Raw genomic sequence first — 549 nt, forward strand, 5'->3', positions numbered from 1 at the left:
GGCTCCCTGGGGACCAGCTTCACCCTTAGCACCAGCTGCACCAGGGAAGCCAGGAGGGCCAGTAGGGCCGGTGGGACCGGGGGGCCCAGCTGCACCGACAGCACCATCGTTACCACGAGCACCAGCACTGCCAGGGGGTCCAGGGCGACCTCTCTCACCAGGCAGACCTCGGGGACCCATCTGGCCGGGAGCTCCATTTTCACCAGGACTGCCAGGCTCTCCCTTAGGACCAGCAGGACCAGTATCTCCTTTGGCACCATCCAAACCACTGAAACCTCTGTGTCCCTTCATTCCGGGGAGGCCAGCTGTTCCAGGCAATCCACGAGCACCCTGAGGTCCAGGAGGTCCACGCTCACCAGGGCGGCCAGGCTTACCAGCTTCCCCATCATCTCCGTTCTTGCCAGGAGGGCCAGGGGGACCTCGGGGACCCATTGGACCTGAAGCGCCAGGCTCGCCAGGTTCACCAGGGGGGCCTTGGAAACCTTGAGGACCAGGTGCACCAGGGGGGCCAGGGAGACCACGAGGACCAGAAGGACCCATGGGGCCAGG

The 549-nt window shown here is 65.4% G+C and carries 2 protein-coding genes; both read right to left on the reverse strand.

What is annotated here, in order from left to right; translation table 11 throughout:
• Positions 1–269: hypothetical protein (locus tag DJ019_RS21475; protein ID WP_240606557.1), on the reverse strand; the 269-nt coding region annotated here is incomplete at its 3' end.
• Between the two features lie 18 nt (positions 270–287).
• On the reverse strand, positions 288–549 hold a 262-nt coding region (locus DJ019_RS21480; RefSeq protein ID WP_240606558.1), incomplete at its 5' end, for a hypothetical protein.

The organism is Phenylobacterium kunshanense, assembly GCF_003254525.1.
GTDB lineage: Bacteria > Pseudomonadota > Alphaproteobacteria > Caulobacterales > Caulobacteraceae > Phenylobacterium > Phenylobacterium kunshanense.